The organism is Bradyrhizobium sp. 521_C7_N1_3 (assembly GCF_052075975.1).
GTDB lineage: Bacteria > Pseudomonadota > Alphaproteobacteria > Rhizobiales > Xanthobacteraceae > Bradyrhizobium > Bradyrhizobium japonicum.
This window is the reverse complement of sequence record NZ_CP197232.1, coordinates 3,963,750-3,983,638: the sequence shown is the minus strand read 5'-3', so window position 1 is coordinate 3,983,638 and position 19,889 is coordinate 3,963,750. Positions and strand designations below refer to the sequence as shown.

The 19,889-nt window shown below is 64.2% G+C and carries 15 protein-coding genes; 4 read left to right on the top strand and 11 right to left on the bottom strand.

Annotated features, from left to right (window positions below; translation table 11 throughout):
* Positions 1 to 4: 4 nt before the first annotated feature.
* The 10 genes from AB7008_RS18325 to AB7008_RS18280 all read right to left on the bottom strand — a co-directional run bounded on the left by AB7008_RS18325 (position 5) and on the right by AB7008_RS18280 (position 12,566).
* A complete protein-coding gene (locus AB7008_RS18325; RefSeq protein WP_441259205.1) occupies positions 5 to 892 on the bottom strand; it encodes a 2-hydroxy-3-oxopropionate reductase in 888 nt (295 codons plus the stop codon).
* 12 nt (positions 893 to 904) lie between these two features.
* Positions 905 to 1,690 (bottom strand): hydroxypyruvate isomerase, encoded by a 786-nt coding sequence (gene hyi / locus AB7008_RS18320; protein WP_441259204.1) that lies wholly within the window; start codon positions 1,688 to 1,690, stop codon positions 905 to 907.
* Positions 1,691 to 1,703: 13 nt separating this feature from the next.
* Entirely contained in the window at positions 1,704 to 3,494 is a 1,791-nt protein-coding gene (gcl, locus tag AB7008_RS18315; protein ID WP_441259203.1) for a glyoxylate carboligase, read from the bottom strand.
* A 152-nt stretch (positions 3,495 to 3,646) separates the two neighbouring features.
* On the bottom strand, positions 3,647 to 5,449 hold the full coding sequence (locus AB7008_RS18310) for an adenine deaminase C-terminal domain-containing protein (protein ID WP_441259202.1): 1,803 nt from the start codon (positions 5,447 to 5,449) through the stop codon (positions 3,647 to 3,649).
* 85 nt (positions 5,450 to 5,534) lie between these two features.
* Positions 5,535 to 6,335 carry an NYN domain-containing protein gene (locus AB7008_RS18305; RefSeq protein ID WP_441259201.1) on the bottom strand — a complete coding sequence of 267 codons (801 nt, stop codon included), beginning with the start codon at positions 6,333 to 6,335 and terminating at the stop codon, positions 5,535 to 5,537.
* 54 nt (positions 6,336 to 6,389) lie between these two features.
* On the bottom strand, positions 6,390 to 7,889 hold the full coding sequence (locus AB7008_RS18300) for a tripartite tricarboxylate transporter permease (RefSeq protein WP_028150271.1): 1,500 nt from the start codon (positions 7,887 to 7,889) through the stop codon (positions 6,390 to 6,392).
* Positions 7,889 to 8,371 carry a tripartite tricarboxylate transporter TctB family protein gene (locus AB7008_RS18295; RefSeq protein WP_441259200.1) on the bottom strand — a complete coding sequence of 161 codons (483 nt, stop codon included), beginning with the start codon at positions 8,369 to 8,371 and terminating at the stop codon, positions 7,889 to 7,891. The genes AB7008_RS18300 and AB7008_RS18295 overlap by 1 nt, the downstream gene beginning before the upstream one ends.
* The gene (locus AB7008_RS18290) at positions 8,368 to 9,336 is read right to left on the bottom strand and encodes a Bug family tripartite tricarboxylate transporter substrate binding protein (RefSeq protein WP_441259199.1); all 969 of its coding nucleotides are present in this window, start codon (positions 9,334 to 9,336) and stop codon (positions 8,368 to 8,370) included. Before AB7008_RS18290 ends, AB7008_RS18295 begins: the two co-directional genes overlap by 4 nt.
* A 114-nt stretch (positions 9,337 to 9,450) precedes the next feature.
* On the bottom strand, positions 9,451 to 10,293 hold the full coding sequence (locus tag AB7008_RS18285; protein WP_028155576.1) for an IclR family transcriptional regulator: 843 nt from the start codon (positions 10,291 to 10,293) through the stop codon (positions 9,451 to 9,453).
* 143 nt (positions 10,294 to 10,436) lie between these two features.
* The gene (locus AB7008_RS18280) at positions 10,437 to 12,566 is read right to left on the bottom strand and encodes an acetate--CoA ligase family protein (protein ID WP_014496657.1); all 2,130 of its coding nucleotides are present in this window, start codon (positions 12,564 to 12,566) and stop codon (positions 10,437 to 10,439) included.
* 348 nt (positions 12,567 to 12,914) lie between these two features.
* Here AB7008_RS18280 and AB7008_RS18275 point away from each other — a divergent pair, with 348 nt between their 5' ends.
* From AB7008_RS18275 to AB7008_RS18260, 4 genes are all read left to right on the top strand, one after another.
* On the top strand, positions 12,915 to 13,610 hold the full coding sequence (locus AB7008_RS18275; protein ID WP_162136472.1) for a GntR family transcriptional regulator: 696 nt from the start codon (positions 12,915 to 12,917) through the stop codon (positions 13,608 to 13,610).
* Between the two features lie 74 nt (positions 13,611 to 13,684).
* Positions 13,685 to 15,418 carry an oxalyl-CoA decarboxylase gene (oxc, locus tag AB7008_RS18270; RefSeq protein WP_304493497.1) on the top strand — a complete coding sequence of 578 codons (1,734 nt, stop codon included), beginning with the start codon at positions 13,685 to 13,687 and terminating at the stop codon, positions 15,416 to 15,418.
* 153 nt (positions 15,419 to 15,571) lie between these two features.
* The gene (frc, locus tag AB7008_RS18265; protein WP_014496660.1) at positions 15,572 to 16,849 is read left to right on the top strand and encodes a formyl-CoA transferase; all 1,278 of its coding nucleotides are present in this window, start codon (positions 15,572 to 15,574) and stop codon (positions 16,847 to 16,849) included.
* Between the two features lie 353 nt (positions 16,850 to 17,202).
* On the top strand, positions 17,203 to 18,480 hold the full coding sequence (locus AB7008_RS18260) for an MFS transporter (RefSeq protein WP_304493496.1): 1,278 nt from the start codon (positions 17,203 to 17,205) through the stop codon (positions 18,478 to 18,480).
* A gap of 250 nt (positions 18,481 to 18,730) precedes the next feature.
* Here the strand turns inward: AB7008_RS18260 and bioB are convergent, their stop codons facing one another.
* A complete protein-coding gene (bioB, locus tag AB7008_RS18255; protein ID WP_041955654.1) occupies positions 18,731 to 19,717 on the bottom strand; it encodes a biotin synthase BioB in 987 nt (328 codons plus the stop codon).
* Positions 19,718 to 19,889 lie beyond the last annotated feature (172 nt).

Here is a 19,889-nt window from a genome sequence, read left to right as displayed (position 1 = left end):
ACACTTACGCTGCGGCGATCTCGTGTCCCGCCATCAGTTCCAGTGCCCGCACCATCGCGGAATGATCCCAGGCCTTGCCGCCATGCGCGGCGCAGGACGAGAACAATTGCTGCGCCACCGCCGTGCTCGGCAGCGACAGGCCGAGCGCGCGCGCACCTTCCAGCGCGAGGTTGAGATCCTTCTGGTGCAGCTCGATGCGGAAACCCGGCTCGAAATTTCGCTTCACCATACGCTCGCCATGCACTTCGAGAATCCGTGACGAGGCAAAGCCGCCCATCAGCGCCTTGCGTACCAGCGCAGGGTTTGCACCGGCTTTCGATGCGAACAGCAGCGCTTCGCTCACCGCCTCGATCGTCAGCGCGACGATGATCTGGTTGGCGACCTTCGTCGTCTGGCCATCGCCATTGGCGCCGACATGCGTGACGTTCTTGCCCATCTTGTCGAAGATCGGCTTCATGGTGCCAAAGGCCCGCTCCGGGCCGCCGACCATGATGGTGAGGGTCGCGGCCTTTGCCCCGACCTCGCCGCCCGACACCGGCGCGTCGAGATAGTCCGCCCCGAGCGCCTCGATCTTCTTCGCAAACTCCTTGGTCGCCAGCGGCGAGATCGAGCTCATGTCGACGACGATCTTGCCCTTGGAGATGCCGCTCGCGACACCGTCCTTGCTGAACAGCACGGCCTCCACATGCGGGGTGTCAGGCACCATGATGATGACCGCATCCGCCTCCTCCGCGACCTCCTTGGCTGACTTGCAAGCGATGCCGCCCGCGGAAATCAGCTCAGGCGCGACCGGCGCGACGTCGTGCAGGAGCACGCGATGGCCCGCGGCCAGAAGGTGGCCGGCCATCGGCCGTCCCATGGTGCCAAGTCCGATGAAGCCGATGTCGATCATGTCTACGTGTCCTCAGGTCTCAAATGTCTGCGCGGCGTGCCAGGACAGGCCTTCCAGCGTCGTGGTGCGCGGCTTGTATTCGCAGCCGATCCAGCCGCGATAGCCGATCGCGTGGAGGTGGCGGAACAGGAATGGGTAGTTGATCTCGCCGGTGCCGGGCTCATGGCGGCCCGGATTGTCGGCGAGCTGGATGTGGGCGATCTGCGGCAGATATTCCTGCATGGTCCGGGCGAGATCGCCCTCCATGATCTGCATGTGGTAGATGTCGTACTGGATGAACAGATTGTTCGACCGCACCTCGGAGATCAGCTGAACCGCCTGCTCGGTGCCGTTGAGGTAGAAGCCGGGAATGTCGAGCGTGTTGATCGGCTCGACCAGGAGCTTGATGTTCTCGCGCGCCAGCGTCGAGGCGGCAAAGCGAAGGTTGCCGACCAGCGTTTCGTTGAGCTCGCGCGGGTCGGCATCGGCAGGCGCGATGCCGACGAGGCAATTAAGCTGCTCGCAATCGAGCGCCTTGGCGTAGTCGATGGCGCGGAACACGCCGTCGCGGAATTCACTGACGCGATCGGGCAGGATCGCGATGCCGCGCTCACCCGCTGCCCAGTTGCCCGCCGGAAGGTTGTGCAGCACCTGCGTCAGCCCGTGAGCCTCGAGCTGCTCGCGCAGCAACGCCTTATCGAAATCGTACGGGAAGAGATATTCGACCCCGGAGAAGCCCGCCGCTTTCGCCGCGGCGAAGCGGTCGGGAAACGGCATCTCGTTGAAGAGCATGGTGAGGTTGGCGGCAAATTTCGGCATGATGCTGTTTCCCCTATTCCGCCGGCTGAAGCACGCCGGGCCGCTTGGTCCCGACCTCGTCGAGCGGCAGATCCAGCACCTCCTCGAACTCGACGATGTTGTCGATCTCCGTGCCCATCGCGATGTTGGTGACGCGTTCGAGAATGAACTCGACCACGACGGGCACACGGTGCTTCGCCATCAATTCACGCGCGGTCGCAAACGCCGCCTGCGTATCCTTGGGATCGGTGACGCGGATCGCCTTGCAGCCCAAGCCTTCGGCAACCGCGACATGGTCGACGCCGTAGCCACCGAGCTCCGGTGCGTTGACGTTCTCGAAGGAGAGCTGGACGTGGTAATCCATGTCGAAGCCGCGCTGGGCCTGGCGGATCAGGCCGAGATAGGAATTGTTCACGACGACGTGGATGTAGGGCAGATTGAACTGCGCGCCGACCGCGAGCTCCTCGATCAGGAACTGGAAGTCGTAATCGCCGGACAGCGCGACGATCTCGCGATCCGGGCATGCCGCACGCACTCCGAGCGCAGCAGGCAGCGTCCAGCCGAGCGGGCCGGCTTGCCCGGCATTGATCCAGTTGCGCGGCTTGTAGACGCCCAGGAACTGCGCGCCGGCGATCTGCGACAAGCCGATCACGGTGACATAGGTGGTGTCGCGGCCGAAGGCCTTGTTCATCTCCTCATAGACGCGCTGCGGCTTGATCGGGACGTTGTCGAAATGGCTCTTGCGCAGCATCGTCTTCTTGCGATCGCGGCAGGCCGCGGGCCACGCCTGGCGCTCGCGGAGCCTGCCTGACCGGCGCCACTCCCTGGCGACGGTGACGAAGAGCTCGAGCGCGGCCTTGGCGTCCGAGACGATACCGAGATCGGGATTGAACACGCGACCGATCTGGGTCGGCTCGATGTCGACATGCACGAAGGTGCGGCCCTTGGTGTAGGTCTCGACCGAGCCGGTGTGACGGTTGGCCCATCGGTTACCGATGCCGAGCACGAAGTCGGATTCCAGCATGGTCGCATTGCCATAGCGGTGGCTGGTCTGCAGGCCGACCATACCGGCCATCAGCACGTGGTCGTCGGGGATCGCGCCCCACCCCATCAGCGTCGGCACGACCGGCACGTTGGCGATCTCGGCGAATTCCACCAGCAGGTCCGAGGCGTCGGCGTTGATGACACCGCCGCCGGCGACGATCAGCGGCCGCTCGGCGGCGTTGAGCATCTCCAGCGCCTTCTCGACCTGCTTGCGCGTCGCGGTGGGCTTGTAGACCGACAGCGGCTCATAGGTCTCGTCGTCGAACTCGATCTCGGCGAGTTGCACGTCGAGCGGCATGTCGATCAGCACCGGACCCGGCCGGCCCGAGCGCATGACGTGAAAGGCCTGGCTGAACACACGCGGCACCAGCGCCGGCTCGCGCACGGTCACAGCCCATTTGGTCACGGGCTTTGCGATCGACTCGATATCGACGGCCTGGAAGTCTTCCTTGTAGAGCCGTGCGCGCGGCGCCTGCCCGGTGATGCAGAGGATCGGAATGGAATCGGCGATCGCCGAATAGAGCCCGGTGATCATGTCGGTGCCGGCCGGCCCCGACGTGCCGATGCAGACGCCGATATTGCCGGCCTTTGCCCGCGTATAGCCCTCGGCCATATGCGAGGCGCCCTCGACATGGCGCGCGAGAACGTGGCGGATCGACCCGCGCTTCTTCAGCGCCGAGTACAGCGGATTGATCGCGGCCCCGGGAACGCCGAAGGCAGTCGAGATGCCCTCTTTCTCCAGAATTCGCACGGCAGCATCGACGGCTCGCATCTTCGCCATATCGGACCTCGCTTGAGTTGCGTCAGCGAGCGTGATCATCAGGCGTGCAAGATGCGATCTCAACGAGATCGATTTTATTTTCCACGATGCGGCAACCGTGGAAAAACTGCGGCGGTCTCAAGCGGTTAGATCGACATAGGCGTGAAAGCCGCTCACTCGAACAGTGGCGCCAGCTCCATCTGCGGCACCAGCACGAGGCCCTTGTCTGTGATGCGAATTTCAGGAATGACCGATAGCGGAATCAAATTGAAGCCCATGTAGGGGATGGTGCAGCCGGCTTCGGCCCATTCCTTCTTCAGGACCTTGACCGCTTCGGCGACCTCGGTGACCCGCTTGTCGGAGAGCAGGCCTGCGATTGGCAGCGGGACCATCGCCCTCACCTTGCCGTCGGCGACGACGCAAACGCCGCCCTGCTCCGCCTTGATGGCCGATATCGCCACCTGCATGTCGCCCTCGTTGGTTCCGGCGACGATGATGTTATGGCTGTCGTGGCCGACACTGGAGGCGACCGCGCCGCGCTTCAGGCCGAAATCCTTCAGCAGGCCGTAGGCGACGTTGCCGGCCGACTTGCCGTGGCGCTCGACCACCGTGACGAAGCAGAGACCGTAGCGGGCGAACAGCGACGGCCAGTCTTTTGCCGGCTCGATCGCGACCTTCTCATGGATCAGGGTAATGCCCGGCAGCGCAGTCTTGATGGCGTTGACGGTGCAGGCCTTGGCCGGCAGCTCCGGCGTCAGCTTGACCTTCTCCGGAAGCTTCACGGTCGCATAGGCCGCCTTCGGATATTGATAGCGTTGCGACAGCGCCTGATCGAGCCGCGGCGTGATCTTGCCATGCTCGACCACCAGCTCGCCGCCATACCAGGTGCATTGCGGTCTGAGCTGATCGTCCATCAGGACGAGATCGGCGCGGCGGCCGCCGCCGAGCCCGCCGATATCGCCCTCCATGCCGAAGCGTGTGGCGCCATGCAGCGAGCCCATCGACCAGGCCTGTTCGGGCGACATGCCGGCCTTTACGGCTTCGCGCACCACCCAGTCGAGACCGAACAGCAGAAGATCGTCGGCATCACGGTCGTCGGTGCACACCGCCGTACGTTTGTGCGACGCCCCGAGTTCGGTGATGGTGCGGATCGCCTGCGGCAGCGAGTGCCAGGGCGTGGTCGGCGGACCGCCGCGCAGGAACACCCAGACGCCGGCGTCGAGCAGGTCGTCGGCGATGTCGCGGTCGATCGCCTCATGGGTGTCGGTGACGCCGGACGCCGCATAGGCCGCGACGAATTCTCGGCCGTAGACATGGCCTGACACCGGCCGTCCCCGCTTCAAGGCAGCGGCAAGGATGGCATGGCTGCGCTCGTCGCCCATCGTGACAGGCACGAAATCCATCTTCTCGCCGAGCGCGACCGCTTCGGGCCAGCGGTCGAACAGGCCGGCGATCTTGTCCGGCGTGAGGTCGCCGCCCGCGGTCTCCAGTTCCGCCGACGTGGCCGGCACCGTGCTCGGCACCGTCAAAAAGATCGAGAGCGGCGCCTCGCGCGCGTCCTCCAGCATCGCCTCGACACCGGCGACATCCATGACGTTGCCGATCTCGTGGCTGTCGCAGAAGATCGTGGTGGTGCCGTTGAGGAGCGCAGCCTCGGCATAGGCGCAGGCCGTCACCATGGAGGATTCGATGTGGATGTGCGGATCGACCAGCCCCGGCGCGATGATGCCGCCGGCGGCGTCGTAAAGCGGCACTCCGCCCCAGACCTTCTTCGCCGCCCCGGCCGGCTTCACCGCCGCGACGCGGCCACCGGTGATCCAGACCTCCCGATCGGGATGGATGCGCTCCGAATAGGTCGAAAGCACCCGGGCCCCTGTGACCACGAGATCCGGTGCGACGCGGGCGGAGGCGACATCGGCCAGACGCCGGGTCATCGAATGCAGCGGTGCGACGGCGAAGCGGGTAAGTCTGGTCATCGGGACCCTCGCGTGGCGTTACGGCCCAGCGATGGTTACGCCCTGCGCTATAGCGGGCAAGCGCAAATATAACGGCAGGCCCTGCTTACGCCTTGGGCGCCGAACCGCCTGTCGCCCCCGCCCTTGCAGGCCTGCGCGGGTTCCGCCTTCGCGGCGGCGCGGCGGCGGCGGGCTTCACCCGAATCCGCATCGAGCGGCCCTTTGATTCATCGATCTCGAACGAGTTCGTCTTGCGCACGAGGTCGCTCAGCTTGCGGAACCCGAACGTTCTCGGATCGAAATCCGAGGCCAGATTGGCGAGCTGCCGGCCGACTTCGCCGAGCGCGACCCAGCCGTCCTCGCTCTCCATCTGGGTGATGACCTTCTTGATGATGGGCGTGGCGGCATCGGGCGGCTGAAGCGACGTCGATCTTGAGGCGGCATCCTGGGTGGTCGCCGGGACGGAGACCAGGTTCTCGGTGTAGACGAACCTTCGGCAGGCCTGCCTGAAGCTTTCCGGCGTCTTCTGCTCGCCGAACCCGAAGACATCGACGCCCTGCTCACGGATGCGGGCGGCCAGACGGGTAAAGTCGCTGTCGGACGAGACCAGGCAGAAGCCGTCGAACCGGCCGCTGTGAAGCAGGTCCATGGCGTCGATGACCAAGGTTATGTCGGAGGCATTCTTTCCCGTCGTATAGGCGAATTGCTGCTGCGGGATGATGGCGTGTTTGGACAGGATGTCGGCCCAGCCCCTGGACCGCGCATTGGAGAAGTCGCCGTAGATGCGGCGGACGCTGGCCTCGCCGATCTTGGCAATCTCCTCGAACAGCCCATCCGCGATCTTCGCAGAGGCGTTGTCGGCATCGATCAGAACGGCGAGACGGGGCGAGCGAAGTTCCGACGGCATGGCGTTTCCTCAACGAGCTGGACGCAGCATTAGAGGACGCGCGCGCCGGGACGGCTAGTCCTCGTTCGCCTTGAAGCGCCCCATCCCCTTCAGCACGAACGGGGCCAGCAGCGCAACCAGCGCGATGCCGAGCAGCGTCGCCGAGATCGGGCTCTGGAGCAGCGTCATGGGATCGCCGAGACTGATTGCGAGCGCGCGGCGCAGCTGGCTCTCGGCGATCGGACCGAGGATCAGGCCGACGACGACGGGCGCGATCGGAAAATCGAACCGGCGCATCAGGAAACCGAGCACGCCGAATCCGGCCAGCATCGACAATTCGACCACCGAGGGCTTTGCGGCGATGGTGCCCATGGTCGCGAACACGAGGATGCCGGCATAGAGCCAGGGCTGCGGGATCGCGAGCAGCCGCACCCACAGGCCGACCAGCGGCAGATTGAGCACCAGCAACATGCAATTGGCGATGAAGAGACTGGCGATCAGGCCCCACACGAGGTCAGGCCGCTCGGCAAACAGCAGCGGCCCCGGATTAAGGCCGTACTGCTGGAACCCCGCCAGCATCATCGCGGCCGTCGCCGAGGTCGGCAATCCCAGCGTCAGCAGCGGCACCAGCGTGCCGGCGGCGGAGGCGTTGTTGGCGGCCTCCGGTCCCGCGACGCCTTCGATCGCGCCCTTGCCGAATTCTTCCGGATGTTTTGTGAGCCGCTTCTCGGTGGAATAGGAGAGAAAGGTCGGGATCTCCGCACCGCCTGCGGGCAGCGCGCCGATCGGGAAGCCGAACATGGTGCCGCGCAGCCACGGCTTCCACGAGCGCTTCCAGTCTTCCTTGGTCATCCACAGCGAGCCGCGCACCGGCTCGAGCTTTTCCTCGGTGTGGTGACGGCGCGACGCGACGTAGAGCGCCTCGCCCACCGCGAACAGGCCGACCGCAAGCGTGGTCACCTCGACGCCGTCGAGCAATTCAGGAACACCGAACGCAAGCCGCGCCTGCCCCGTCAGCTTGTCGATGCCGACGAGGCCCAGCGTCAGGCCTATGAACAGGCTGGTCAGGCCGCGGATCGGAGAATCGCCGAAGGTCGCCGACACAGTGACGAAGGCGACGCACATCAGCGCGAAATAATCCTCGGGGCCGAAGCGCACCGCGAAATCGACCAGCCACGGCGCGAGAAACGCCAAGCCAATCGTGGCGATGGTGCCGGCAACGAAAGAGCCAATCGCGGATGTCGCAAGCGCCGGCCCGCCACGGCCGGCCTTGGCCATCTTGTTGCCCTCGAGCGCGGTCGCCATCGACGCGCTCTCGCCGGGCGTGTTGATCAGGATCGCGGTGGTCGATCCGCCATACATGCCGCCGTAGTAGATGCCGGCGAACATGATCAGCGAGCCGCCGGGGTCGAGCTTGTAGGTCACCGGCAGCAGCAGCGCGACCGTCAGGGCCGGGCCGATGCCGGGCAGCACGCCGACGGCCGTGCCGAGGAACACGCCGATCAGTGCATAGAGGAGGTTCATCGGCTGGACGGCGACCGCCATGCCGTGGGCCAGCGCCGCAAAGGTGTCCATCACAGCAGTCGCTCCAGCGGGCCGGTCGGAAGGCTCAGCGTCAACAGCCGGTCGAACGCGAGATAGATGAGGGTCGACATCACGAGGGCGATGATGCTGTCGACGACGATGGCACGGCGCCCAAACGCCGCCGACGTCGTCACGAACAGCGCCGACGTCGCCAGGATGAAGCCGCCGCCGAAGCCGATGATGGCAATGAGGAGCGCAAGGCCTACCAGGATCAGAGCGACAGGCACGGGATCGGCGCTCTCGCGCGCCGGCAGATTGCCGCGCAGCGCGTCGATGAAATTGCCGATCGCGAGCAGCGCAAGGCCGGTGGCGACCACGACCGGCATCGCCTCCGGTCCCATCCCGTACATCGCAGTGGATTGCAGCCCGCGCGCGTCCCAGACCAGCACCGCGGCGAGACCTGCGAGCAATACAGCGATGACGATGCCGGCGCGATCGACGCGCCGCGGCAGGACGGGATCGCCTGAGGTCATGACTTGACCAGGCCGACCGATTTCAGCACGTCGGTGACGCGCACGGTTTCCTTCTTCAGGAAGTCGGCGAAGGCGTCGCCGCCGAGATAGGCATCCTCCCAGCCCTTCTGCTTGAGGATCTCCTTCCAGGCGTCCGACTTCACCATCTTCTCGACCGCATCGCTCAGCGTCTTGCGCTGCTCCGGCGTGATGCCGGGAGGCGCGACCACCGAACGCCAATTGGCGATCACGAGGTCGATGCCTTGCTCCTTAAAGGTCGGGATGTCGTTGCCGGCGATGCGCTTCTCCGAGGTCACGCCGATCGCGCGCAGCTTGCCGGACTTGATCTGCCCCTCATATTCGCTCAGCCCCGAAATGCCCGCGGTGACCTTGCCGCCGAGGATCGCCGCCAGCGATTCGCCACCGCCGGAGAACGGGATGTAGTTGATCTTCTTCGCGTCGGCGCCGACGGCGCCCGCGAACAGCGCCGCCATGACATGATCGACGCCGCCGGCCGAGCCGCCGGCGAAGGTCACCTTGGCGATGTCGGCTTTCACTGCGGCGGCGAGATCCTGCGCGGTCTTGATCGGCGAATTCGCCGGCACCACGATCACCTGGATTTCCTCGGTGAGGCGCGCGATCGGCGTCACCTGCTCGAGCGTGACAGGTGACTTGTTCATGGCGAGCGCACCCACCATGACGAAGCCGTTGACCATCAACTGGTTGCCGTCGCCCTTGGCGCCATTGACGAACTGCGCAATGCCGACGCTGCCGCCGGCGCCGGGAACGTTGACGACCTGCACGCTGCGCGCGACGCCCGAAGCGACCAGCGCCTGCTGCATCGAGCGCGCGGTCTGGTCCCAGCCACCGCCCGGAGCCGCCGGCGCCATCAGCTTGAGCTCGAGCTGCTGGGCCAAGGCGGGCGTAGCTGCCGCGAGGGTCAGCGCGACGGCTGCGCCGACAAGGCGCGCGGGAAATTTGAACATGGGGGCATTCTCCAGGGCTCGTGCGGACGTCGTTGATCGGTTGCCGCATTGTGTCGTTTGGTCGCATATCAGCCAAAACGGCCGATGCTGTCCAGCGACAGGCCCGGTTCCTTGTTAGCCAGACTTCGGCATCACCCCGCCGAGCGCGACGGTCAATTCGCCGGCGACTTCGCGCACGATTTGGCCGATTTCCGGCAATCTGTCGTCGGTCAGGCGGCTGGTCATGCCCGAGACGGAAATCGCCGCGAGCGGCTCGGCGCAGTCGTTGTAGACCACTGCGGCAATACAGCGCAGGCCCATACAGGCTTCTTCATCGTCGAGCGCAAAACCCTGCTTGCGGATCTTCTCGAGCTCCTTGAACAGGTCGCCCGGCCGCACGATCGACTTCTCGGTCAGGCGGGGCATACCGTGATGGCGGATGACCGCGCCGACGTCCTCGTCTGAATAAGTTGCGAGCACTGCCTTGCCGACGCCTGACGTCACCATGGCGACGCGGCCGCCGACCTGGGTCAGCGAGCGCATGATCTCGCGGCTCTCCATCCGGGTCAGCACGATGATGAACTCGTCGTCGACGACGGCGAGGTTGGCGGTCTCGCGGGTGAGATCGCGCAGCTTGCGGAGGTATGGAATCGCCTGCGTGGAGAAATTACGCCGCCGGGCAAAGCTCGCGCCGACCGTGAAGCTGCGCACGCCGACATGCCATTTGGACTCGGCGCGGTCGAACTGCACGAAGCGGCGGTTTTCCAGCGTTGCCAGCAGGCGGTGCACGGTGGAGGCCGACAGGCCGGTGCGCACGGCGAGATCGCTGAGGCGATAGCCTTCGTCGTCTTCGGCCAGCGTTTCGAGGATCGACAGCGCGCGGTCGACGGACTGCACGCCGCCATCGCGCGCGTCGTGGTCGGCCTCCGATGGCGATCGAGGCTCGAGCGATTTGCGCCGGATCACGTTCTTGCTCATCGCGACCTGCCGCTTGTGCATCCGTCATTCCGGGATGGTGCGCCGGGACTGCGCGCAGCGCGGGCCTGGCGTACCAGACCCGGAATCTCGAGATCCCGGGTTCGATGCTTCGCATCGCCCCGGGATGACAGGAGATGTTACGCTCAGAGCAGCCCTGCCCCGCGCGCCCACTTGTACTTGGCGCCGAGCACCTCGACCGGAAGCTCGGTGGAGTAGGCGTAGGCCGGGATGCCGTTCTGGTAGAGATATTCGGCGGCTTCCTCGACCTCGACGTCGCCGGCGAGCGAGGCGACGATCGGCTTCACGAAGCCCTTGGCCTCCATCTCCTTCTTCACCTCGACCATGTTGCGGGCGAACACCATCGGCGGCGTGACGATGGTGTGCCAGTAGCCGAGGATCAGCGAATGGATCCGCTCGTCCGACAGACCGAGCTTCACCGTGTTGACGTAGGTGATCGGCGGCTCGCCGCCGGTGATATCCACAGGATTTCCGGCCGCACCGAACGGCGGGATGAACTTGCGGAAGGCCGCATCCAGATCCGGCGGCATCGACATCAGCGACAGGCCGTTGTCGACGCAGGAGTCCGACAGCAGCACGCCAGAGCCGCCCGCACCGGTGATGATCAGCACGTTCTCGCCCTTCGGCGTCGGCAGTACCGGCACGCCACGGGCGAATTCGAGCAGCTGCCGCAGCGAGCGGGCCCGGATCACGCCCGACTGCGCAAGGACGTCCTCGTAGATCTTGTCGTTACCGGCGAGCGCGCCGGTATGCGACGAGGCCGCCTTGGCGCCGGCCGAGGTGCGGCCGGCCTTGAGCACGACGACCGGCTTCTTCTTGGAGACGCGCTTGGCGGCTTCCGCGAAGGCGCGGCCGTCCTTGAGGTCTTCGCAGTGCTGCGCGATCAGGTTCGTGTTCGGATCCTGCTCGAAGAAGGCGAGCAGATCGTCCTCGTCGATGTCGGACTTGTTGCCGAGACCGACGATCGCCGAGACGCCCATCTTGGCCGAGCGCGAGAAGCCGATGATGGCCATGCCGATGCCGCCCGACTGCGACGAGAGCGCCGCGTGGCCCTTGACGTCGTAAGCCGTGCAGAAGGTCGCGCAGAGATTGGCGGGCGTATAATAGAAGCCGTAGATGTTCGGCCCCATCAGGCGGATGTCGTACTTCTTGCCGACCTCGACGATCTCGGCCTGGAGCTCCGGCGCGCCGGCTTCAGCGAAGCCCGACGGAATCAGCACCGCACCCGGGATTTTCTTCTCGCCGCATTCGGTGAGCGCCGCCGCCACGAACTTCGCGGGGATCGCGAACACGGCCGTGTCGATCACACCCGGCACGTCCTTCACGCTCTTGTAGGCCTTGTAGCCGAGGATCTCGGCGGCCTTGGGGTGGATCGGATAGATGTCGCCCTTGTAGCCGCCGTTGATGAGGTTCTTCATCACGGAGTTGCCGATCTTGCCGTCCTCGGCGGAGGCGCCGACCACGGCGACCGCCTTCGGCTGCATGATGCGGCTCATGGCCGCGACGATCTCTTCGGTCGGGCGCGGCTTCGGCTTCGGCACATAGGCGAAATCGACGACGATGCGCACGTCGGCGGCGATCGCGTCCTTGGCCGTCGCGAACACCGGGTTGAGATCGAGCTCGACGATCTCAGGGAAATCGGTGACGAGCTGCGAGACCTTGACGATGACGTCGGCGAGCGCCGTACGGTTCACCGCCTCGCCGCCGCGAACGCCCTTCAAAATCTCATGCGCCTGGATGCCGTCGAGCATCGAGAGCGCGTCTTCCTTGGTCGCGGGTGCGAGGCGGAAGGTGATGTCCTTCAGGACTTCGACCAGCACGCCGCCGAGGCCGAAAGCGACCAGCTTGCCGAACGAGCCGTCGGTGATCGAGCCGACGATGACTTCGGTGCCGCCGGCCAGCATCTGCTGCACCTGGACACCCTCGATCTTGGCATCGGACTTGTACTTCTTGGCGTTGGAGAGAATGGTCTCGTAGGCCTTCTCGGCATCCTCGGCCGTCTTGAGGCCGACGATGACGCCGCCGGCTTCGGTCTTGTGGAGAATGTCCGGCGAGACGATCTTCATCACCACCGGGAAGCCCATCGAGGAGGCCATTTTGCCGGCCTCGCCCGCCGACCTGGCCACGCCCTCCTTCGGCACCGGAATGCCGTAGGCGTCACAGACCAGCTTGCCTTCCGGCGCGGTCAGGCTGGTGCGGTTGTCCGCCTTGACCTGGTCGAGCACTTTGCGGACGGCATCTTTGGAATTGGACATATGGCTTCTCCCTTGACCTCAGTTCGTTCTTTTCAAAGCGCGCGCGTGTAGCGGCTGCCGGTGATGCTTGCCATTCGCCGCGCTCTGTTCCATGTCGCGGAACGGAGTGGCACAAAGCCCACATTACTCCGCCGCTTTGGATCAAAAATGGCTGGCGATGGCATTTGGTATGCCAGAAGCCAACTTGTCAAGCTGCCGCGTGACTTAGAACGCCGCAAAAAATAGCCAGCTTGACATTCTGGCATGTGGTATGCCAAAAACTTTCCCGTTAATAATCCTGTAAAAGACGACTCCCACTGGAGGAGATTCGTCGTGTCACTGCGGAAACCAACCAAGGCGTTGCCGAACATGACCGAGGCAGATATCGCAATCGTTCGTATTGCCCCGGAGAGCAGCTTCAAGAACAAGGCGTATGACGCCTTGAAGGAAGCCATCCTCAAGATGGACATCTACTCGACGCCCGAGCCGGTGATGCTCGACGAGCGCGCGCTGTCCGAACGCCTGGGTGTCAGCCGCACCCCGATCCGCGAAGCCATCGCGATGCTCGAGCAGGACGGCTTCGTGAAGACGGTTCCGCGCCGCGGCATCATGGTGGTGCGCAGGACCAAGAGCGAGATCGTCGACATGATCCGCGCCTGGGCGGCGCTGGAGAGCATGGCGGCCCGCCTGATCACCACGACCGCACGCAAGAAAGACATCACGGCGCTGCGCGACTACTTCAAGGATTTCGGCAAGGACCGCCTGCCCGAGGATCACGTCGAGGAATATTCGCGCGCCAACATCGCCTTCCACCAGGCGCTGATCTCGCTGTCGGAATCGCCGGTGCTGGTCGATCTCACCAACGACCTCTTGCTGCACGTGCGCGGTTACCGCCAACTCACCATCGGACGCAAGGATCGCACCGCGACTTCGCTGCCCGAGCATCTTGCCATGATCGAAGCACTTGAAGCGCGCGACACCGAGCTCGCCGAGAAGCGCGCCCGCGACCACACCCTTGGCCTTGCCGCTTACGTCGAAGCGCACGGTCAGGAACTGTTCACCTAGCAACGTTCACCAGAAGGGCGAGCCATTCGCCCGCGAAGCCTAAAACGGCATATGAGACCAGGGAGACAAGGCCCATGCTGAATACCGCGACCAAGTCCGAAGCACCGGGCACCGAGCAGGAACTGACGGATGGTTTTCATCTCGTCATCGACGCGCTCAAGCTGAACGGCATCAACACCATCTATAATGTGCCGGGCATCCCGATCACGGATTTGGGCCGCATGGCGCAGGCCGAAGGCATTCGCGTGATCTCCTTCCGCCACGAGCAGAATGCCGGCTACGCCGCAGGCATTGCCGGCTACCTCACCAAGAAGCCCGGCGTCTGCCTCACGGTGTCGGCGCCCGGCTTCCTCAACGGTCTCACGGCGCTCGCGCACGCCACCACCAACTGCTACCCGATGATCCTGATCTCGGGCTCCTCCGAGCGCGAGATCGTCGACCTCCAGCAGGGCGACTACGAAGAGATGGACCAGCTCGCGATTGCCAAGCCGCTGTGCAAGGCGGCCTATCGCGTGCTGCACGCCCAGGACATCGGCATCGGTCTCGCCCGCGCCATCCGCGCCGCGGTCTCGGGCCGTCCGGGCGGCGTCTATCTCGACCTGCCGGCAAAGCTGTTCGGCCAGGTGATGAACGCCGATGCCGGCCAGAAGTCGCTGGTCAAGGTGATCGACGCCGCGCCCGCGCAGATCCCCTCGCCCGCTTCGATCAAGCGCGCGCTCGACGTGCTCAAGGCGGCGAAGCGTCCGCTGATCATCCTCGGCAAGGGCGCGGCCTACGCGCAGGCCGATGAGGAGATCAAGTCGTTCGTCGAGAAGAGCGGCGTGCCGTTCCTGCCGATGAGCATGGCCAAGGGCCTCCTCCCCGACACGCATCCGCAATGCGCCGGCGCCGCGCGCTCCACGGTGCTGAAAGAATCCGACGTCGTGCTGCTGATCGGCGCCCGGCTGAACTGGCTGCTCTCGCACGGCAAGGGCAAGAGCTGGGGCGAAACGCCCAAGAAGTTCATCCAGGTCGACATCGAGCCCAGGGAAATGGACTCCAACGTCGAGATCGTCGCGCCCGTCGTCGGCGACATCGGCTCGGTCGTCTCGGCGTTCAACCAGGCCATGGCTTCGGGCTGGACCGCCCCGCCCGCCGAATGGACCAAGGCGATCTCGTCCAAGCGCGAAGAGAACGTCGCCAAGATGGCGCCGAAGCTCATGAACAACAAATCGCCGATGGACTATCACGGCGCGCTCGGCGTGCTGAAGAACGTGATCAAGGACCATCCCGAGGCGATCCTCGTCAACGAGGGCGCCAACACGCTCGACCTCGCCCGCGGCGTCATCGACATGTACAGGCCGCGCAAGCGCCTCGACGTCGGCACCTGGGGCGTGATGGGCATCGGCATGGGCCAGGCGATCGCGGCCGCACTCGAGACCGGTCACCCCGTGCTGGCGGTGGAAGGCGACTCGGCCTTCGGCTTCTCCGGCATGGAGGTCGAGACCATCTGCCGCTACAACCTTCCGATCTGCGTCGTTATCTTCAACAATGACGGCATCTATCGCGGCACCGACGTCAACAGCGTCAACGCCGATCCCGCGACGACCGTGTTCGTCAAGGGTGCGCGCTACGACAAGATGATGGAAGCCTTCGGCGGCGTCGGCGTGAATGCCACCTCGCCCGACGAGCTCAAGCGCGCCGTCAACGAGGCGATGGCCTCGGGCAAGCCGACGCTCATCAACGCGGTGATCGATCCGGCCGCGGGCTCGGAGAGCGGCCGCATCGGCAACCTCAATCCGCAGAGCGTTCTGCAGAAGAAGAAGTAAGCACCCGCCGGGTCACTCCCCGCACAGGCGGGGAGTCCTGTAATCGCCGGACCATATTGGTGGCGAGCACTGACCCCAACTGAAACGACGGCGAATACTGGATGCCCGCCTTCGCGGGCATGACGAAACAAAAGTGGTAACAGGAGCAATACGATGACCAAAGCGCTCAAGGGCGTTCGCATTCTCGACTTCACCCACGTCCAGTCCGGGCCGACCTGCACGCAGCTGCTGGCATGGTTCGGCGCGGACGTGATCAAGGTGGAACGTCCGGGCGTGGGTGACATCACCCGCGGCCAGCTGCAGGACATCCCGAACGTGGACAGCCTGTATTTCACCATGCTCAACCACAACAAGCGCTCGATCACGCTCGACACCAAGAACCCCAAGGGCAAGGAAGTCCTCACCGAGCTGATCAAGAAGTGCGACGTGCTGGTCGAAAACTTCGGCCCCGGCGTGCTCGACCGCATGGGCTTCCCCTGGGAGAAGATCCAGGCAATCAACCCGAAGATGATCGTGGCCTCGATCAAGGGCTTTGGCCCTGGCCCCTACGAAGACTGCAAGGTCTATGAGAACGTCGCGCAGTGCACCGGCGGCGCCGCCTCGACCACCGGCTTCCGCGACGGCCTGCCGCTCGTCACCGGCGCGCAGATCGGCGACAGCGGCACCGGCCTGCACCTGGCGCTCGGCATCGTCACGGCGCTCTATCAGCGCACGCATTCGGGCAAGGGCCAGAAGGTCACTGCGGCGATGCAGGACGGCGTGCTCAACCTCGCCCGCGTCAAGCTGCGCGACCAGCAGCGCCTCGCACATGGTCCGCTCAAGGAATACAGCCAGTTCGGCGAAGGCATTCCGTTCGGCGACGCCGTGCCGCGCGCCGGCAACGATTCCGGCGGTGGCCAGCCCGGCCGCATCCTGAAGTGCAAGGGCTGGGAGACCGATCCCAACGCCTACATCTACTTCATCACCCAGGCCCCGGTCTGGGAGAAGATCTGCGACGTGATCGGCGAGCCCACCTGGAAGACCGATCCGAACTACGCCAAGCCGGCCGTCCGCCTGCCGCGCCTGAATGAAATCTTCGCCCGCATCGAACAGTGGACGATGACGAAGACGAAATTCGAGGCGATGGAGATCCTCAACAAGGACGACATCCCCTGCGGCCCGATCCTGTCGATGAAGGAAATCGCCGAGGATCAGTCGCTGCGCGCCACCGGCACCGTGGTCGAGGTCGATCATCCCACCCGCGGCAAGTACATCTCGGTCGGCAACCCGATCAAGCTGTCGGATTCTCCGAGCGAGGTGGAGCGCTCCCCGCTGCTCGGCGAGCACACCGACGAGATCCTGCGCTCGGTGCTCGGCTTCAGCGACCACCAGGTCGCCGACATCCACAAGTCCGGCGCGCTCGATCCGCCGCAGAAGCAGGCCGCTGAGTAAGCGTGACACCGCATTGAGTGAGACGAAAGGGCCGCCCACTGAGGCGGCCCTTTTTGCATGAGAGTGCCATTGGGGTGCAGGCTTAAACTAAAAACTGAAAGAACAACCCCATGCACAGTAGCTAACCCCTTGGCCACGAAAGAATTTCGCATTTAACGAAATGCCTTTGACGCGTCGGGCAAAACAGGGGTATTATGCCATCATCCGAAAAGTGAATGTTTTGCGCGGCGACGAGCGCTTCGCAGCACGATCGAGGTGATTATCTCGAGACAAAAAGCCGCCGGTTTCGGCGGCGAGCTCCGGCATAGCCTTCGGCTTTTTCAGAGAATTCATTTCATCGAAGGGATTTGGCCATGCTTGCTGAATTCATCGCACGGCGTGCGGCAGCGCGAAACATCCATTACGGCTGGGTGATGGCTGCACTGGGATTTCTCTATTCGCTGTTTGCAAGCTCGGCGCTCGGCGTGCCCAGCGTCCTGATGCGGGAGATCGCTTCTGACATCGGCGTCAGCATGAGCGAGTTGTCTGCATCGCAAGGACTTCGCTTCGCGCTGTTCGGACTGGCGGCGCCGTTCGCCGGCGGCTTGATGCTCCGCTACGGTCCGCGGATCATGCTGTCGATCGCCGGAACGCTGGCGCTGGCCGGACTGCTGCTGACGATCGTCATGACGAACCGGTTCGAAATGTGGCTCGGCCTCGGGCTTATTCTCGGCATCGCGCCGGGGCTCACGGCCCTGCAACTTGCCGCGGTCATCTCGGTACGCTGGTTCACGACCCATCGGGGATTGGTGGTCGGCCTCCTGAACGGATCAATCGCAACCGGCACTTTGATCTTCATGCCGCTGGGCGCATGGATCGCCGAGAATTGGGGCTGGCGCGTCGCGCTTGTTCCGTCCGGATTCGGTCTTCTCGTCTCGCTCGTCCTCTTTCTGCTGCTCGGGAAGGACCGCCCCCAGGAATTGGGGCTGGCGCCACTCGGAGAGACGGCGATGCCGCCGGTGCCCGCAATTCCTGCGCAGAACTTTGCGGCAATCAGTTTCCGGGGCCTGCGCCTGGCATCAACCCGTCTGGTGTTCTGGGTGCTGGCGCTGACGTTCCTCATCTGCGGTGTATCCAGCTACGGGCTGACATCGACACACTTCGTGCCATTCTGCGGCGATCTCGGCTTTCCGGTCGTGACATCGGCAGGTTTGCTCGCCATGATCGGGGTGTTCGATCTGATCGGTACGATCGGATCGGGATGGCTGTCCGACCGCTACGACAACCGATGGCTGCTGGCGATCTATTACGGCTTTCGTGGACTTGCGTTGATCTGGCTCGTGGAGTCTAACGCGACGTTGGGAGCGATGAGCGCGTTCGCGATACTCTACGGCCTGGATTTCATCGCGACTGTTCCGCCTACGGTGAAGTTGACGGTCGGTACGTTTGGGCGGGAGATGGGGCTGGTGGTCTTCGGCTGGATTTTTGCCGCCCACCAGCTCGGCGTTGGCCTGATGGCATTTGCCGCGGGCGTCAGCAGAGATACGCTAGGGACTTATGTGCCGGCGTTTCTTCTCGCCGGGGTGCTCTGCCTTTTGGCCGCTGCAGCCTTTGCGCTGGTGAAGGGTCCGGCGGTTCCGGCTCCCGCATAACGGACCTCTCTCGCCCCGCCGCGGAAGCAGGCTGCCGAGTAAGCGGGACTATCAGAGAAGACGTAGGGCCGCCGATTTCGGCGGCCTTCCTTTGTCTGGCGTTGGCTAGAGCCTTTCCCGTTCCGACGGAATCGGAACGGGGCTCTAGATTCTTGTTTTGACGCGTTTTCTTGACGCGAACCGGCATCCACTTCGCTCGAAAACGCTCTAATCCGGAAAGCGCACAGTGGCTTTCCAGAGGGATCACGCTTCAGAGCGCTTCAAGTCCGAGCCGGCGGAACAACTTTCGATCGGCTTCGTCCTGCGGATTGCCCGCCGTCAACAGCGTATCGCCGACAAAGATCGAGTTTGCACCGGCAAAGAAGCACAGCGCCTGCATCTCGTCGGTCATCGCCGACCGCCCCGCCGAGAGTCGCACGAAAGAGGCCGGCATCATGATACGCGCCAGCGCGACAATGCGCACGAACTCGATCGGACCTATCGGCGTCGCCTTCGCCATCGGCGTTCCCGGAATCGGGATCAGCATGTTGATCGGCACGCTCTCCGGCGCTTCCGGGAGGTTGGCGAGTGTAACCAGCATGTCGACGCGGTCCTGTTCGCTCTCACCCATGCCGAGAATTCCGCCGCAGCACACTTTCATGCCGGCCTCGCGGACATGCTCCAGCGTATCGAGACGATCGGCGAACGTGCGGGTGGAGATAACGCTCGGATAGTAGCGCTCCGAGGTATCGATATTGTGATTGTAGTAATCAAGCCCGGCTGCACTCAGCCGGTCGGCCTGATCCCGATCGAGCATGCCGAGCGTCATGCAGGTCTCGAGCCCGAGCTCCTTCACGGCTCCGACGACCTCGACAATGGCATCCATGTCGCGCGGCTTCGGATTGCGCCAGGCCGCCCCCATGCAATAACGCGTCGCGCCGCTCTCTTTTGCCTTGCGTGCCTCGGCAACGATCTTCCCGACCTCCATCAACTTGGAGGCTGCAAGGGCGGTCGCATGATGCGACGACTGGCTGCAGTAACCGCAGTCTTCCGGACAACCACCCGTCTTGATGTTCAGCAGCCGGCTCAACTGCACGCGATTTGGGTCAAAATGCTCCCGATGTACGGATTGTGAACGGAAGAGCAGATCGTTGAAGGGAAGCTGGTAAGTCGCCCATGCATCTTCAACCGTCCATCTTTGAGACCTTTGCGGCCTTTCCTTTGCGGGGATTGTCTCCCCGTCGTTCACATCGAGCATTATACATCTCCTGACCTTGCGGCGGGACAATCGCATTATCGCAAAGCTGGCGCCAGTCCGCAGGGTCCTTGGAACATAAGCGGCGGCGTGCCGTTGTTGTCTCAGCCGGCGTGCTATCCCGACGTACGAGCAACGCAGCCGCCAAGGCGAGTAACTGAAACACATCGCAAAA

What these genes read in the sequence shown, in the direction of transcription:
- AB7008_RS18325 (WP_441259205.1), bottom strand. Translation starts at nt 892, where the DNA reads ATGATCGACATCGGCTTCATCGGACTTGGCACCATGGGACGGCCGATG.
- hyi (WP_441259204.1), bottom strand. Translation starts at nt 1,690, where the DNA reads ATGCCGAAATTTGCCGCCAACCTCACCATGCTCTTCAACGAGATGCCG.
- gcl (WP_441259203.1), bottom strand. Translation starts at nt 3,494, where the DNA reads ATGGCGAAGATGCGAGCCGTCGATGCTGCCGTGCGAATTCTGGAGAAA.
- AB7008_RS18310 (WP_441259202.1), bottom strand. Translation starts at nt 5,449, where the DNA reads ATGACCAGACTTACCCGCTTCGCCGTCGCACCGCTGCATTCGATGACC.
- AB7008_RS18305 (WP_441259201.1), bottom strand. Translation starts at nt 6,335, where the DNA reads ATGCCGTCGGAACTTCGCTCGCCCCGTCTCGCCGTTCTGATCGATGCC.
- AB7008_RS18300 (WP_028150271.1), bottom strand. Translation starts at nt 7,889, where the DNA reads ATGGACACCTTTGCGGCGCTGGCCCACGGCATGGCGGTCGCCGTCCAG.
- AB7008_RS18295 (WP_441259200.1), bottom strand. Translation starts at nt 8,371, where the DNA reads ATGACCTCAGGCGATCCCGTCCTGCCGCGGCGCGTCGATCGCGCCGGC.
- AB7008_RS18290 (WP_441259199.1), bottom strand. Translation starts at nt 9,336, where the DNA reads ATGTTCAAATTTCCCGCGCGCCTTGTCGGCGCAGCCGTCGCGCTGACC.
- AB7008_RS18285 (WP_028155576.1), bottom strand. Translation starts at nt 10,293, where the DNA reads ATGAGCAAGAACGTGATCCGGCGCAAATCGCTCGAGCCTCGATCGCCA.
- AB7008_RS18280 (WP_014496657.1), bottom strand. Translation starts at nt 12,566, where the DNA reads ATGTCCAATTCCAAAGATGCCGTCCGCAAAGTGCTCGACCAGGTCAAG.
- AB7008_RS18275 (WP_162136472.1), top strand. Translation starts at nt 12,915, where the DNA reads ATGACCGAGGCAGATATCGCAATCGTTCGTATTGCCCCGGAGAGCAGC.
- oxc (WP_304493497.1), top strand. Translation starts at nt 13,685, where the DNA reads ATGCTGAATACCGCGACCAAGTCCGAAGCACCGGGCACCGAGCAGGAA.
- frc (WP_014496660.1), top strand. Translation starts at nt 15,572, where the DNA reads ATGACCAAAGCGCTCAAGGGCGTTCGCATTCTCGACTTCACCCACGTC.
- AB7008_RS18260 (WP_304493496.1), top strand. Translation starts at nt 17,203, where the DNA reads ATGCTTGCTGAATTCATCGCACGGCGTGCGGCAGCGCGAAACATCCAT.
- bioB (WP_041955654.1), bottom strand. Translation starts at nt 19,717, where the DNA reads ATGCTCGATGTGAACGACGGGGAGACAATCCCCGCAAAGGAAAGGCCG.